This window comes from Providencia sp. PROV267, from assembly GCF_028477825.1.
Classification (GTDB): domain Bacteria; phylum Pseudomonadota; class Gammaproteobacteria; order Enterobacterales; family Enterobacteriaceae; genus Providencia; species Providencia stuartii.
This window is the reverse complement of the sequence record NZ_JAMPLX010000033.1, coordinates 1-1,452: the sequence shown is the minus strand read 5'-3', so window position 1 is coordinate 1,452 and position 1,452 is coordinate 1. Positions and strand designations below refer to the sequence as shown.

Below are 1,452 nucleotides of genomic sequence, written 5' to 3'. Positions count from 1 at the left end.
ACAAGATTATAACCAAAATCGAACGCACGAAAACTTAAATCACCTCCCTCCGGAGGCCTATCGTAAACAGTTAGAAAACTCTAGTTTAGGGTGTCTTAATTAATGGGGAGTGGACAGTAACATTGCCATATTTTACTTAGTCATTATGAACTAATTCATATGGATCCGTTGGCCGTTTTGTATAACGTCCGGTTTCATTATTTCGCCATCGCTTTGATTTACCATAAAAACTACAACTCAATCCCAATGGTTCCACACAACCTACCCCATTCGGCGCATACTGCTAAAAATTTAAACCATCTGTCAACTTTATCAGGATTATAAAACTAACCATTATTTGTAAACAGGAAATTAAATAGAATGTTAGGTACGGACTTTTTGTTTTCATAGATAAGTTTACAGCCATTAGTAAAATGTAATTCTATCTGCTCTATGTCATCTTTAGAACAAACAGAAAATGTTGGCAATGATGAACCTTGTAACTGAAAAAACTGATTTAGGGGGGTATTCATTATTCCTAAATTATCCGTTATATGCATATTAATATTAGCATTATCAGTACATTGAGAAACACTAATAGCTTCATAACTTTTATTTTTTTGTCTCGCTATACATAACTCAATAGAAAAATTACTTATATTAATAGTATAAATTTCTGCTGATTTAAAACTCTCTTTTTGACAAAGCGACAAAAGGTACTTCCTATCCTCATCCAAATATATTGAGTTAAAAAAACCTTTGGATTTAATTATATCAATTATATCAATTATTTTTTTCATCTCTAACAGCTTTGATTTTTTCTGTTACACCTTTTACTAACCTATTATTATTCAATACTTTTTGTAAGTGACTCCACTCTGCGGCTTTAGTAGGCCATCTTACTTTAGCATATCTCTAGATAAGTTATTACTTTAGCTTTATTTTTGGGTTCTGTTAGGTATTGATCTGATTTTTCTGTTTTTTTCCAAGCAATTGTGTCTACATTTGTTTTACTAAAAACAGGGTATAAATTATTTTCCCATACTTACCTGATGTAATTGCAATTGCTATTTTATCAATATGAGCGTGAGCACCTTGAACCCATCAATCTTCAGCTAATACATCGATTCCATGCTGAACATGCAACCCCTACGGATCCACCCATGTCAGTGGATTTGGCGCATAATGGTACAGGTTCAATCCACCCGCCAGCCCGATGGGGTCTTGCTGGGTAAAGCGACCTAAATCCGGGGCGTAGTACCTGAAAGTATTATAGTGCAGGCCGGTCTCTTTGTCGAAATATTGCCCTTGAAAACGCAGGTTTTGTTCACTGTTAAACTCACCGGTAGGGCGGGCCTGACGCTGTAAATTCCCCCAAACACCCTATTGACCTTGCCAAACGAGATGACCGTCACCGTTGGTGAGCGCCTCCGGCAATCCGTTTAAGCCACTGTGCGTGTAATAGATGGCACG

1 protein-coding gene and 1 pseudogene are annotated in these 1,452 nt (G+C 36.5%); both read right to left on the bottom strand.

Annotation, left to right across the window (positions count from 1 at the left end; translation table 11 throughout):
- Positions 1-326 precede the first annotated feature (326 nt).
- Positions 327-779: a hypothetical protein gene (locus PR709_RS18830; protein WP_014657247.1), complete on the bottom strand. Its 453-nt coding sequence runs from the start codon at positions 777-779 to the stop codon at positions 327-329.
- A gap of 352 nt (positions 780-1,131) precedes the next feature.
- A pseudogene (locus PR709_RS18825) lies at positions 1,132-1,452 on the bottom strand (RHS repeat-associated core domain-containing protein); the annotation flags it as partial.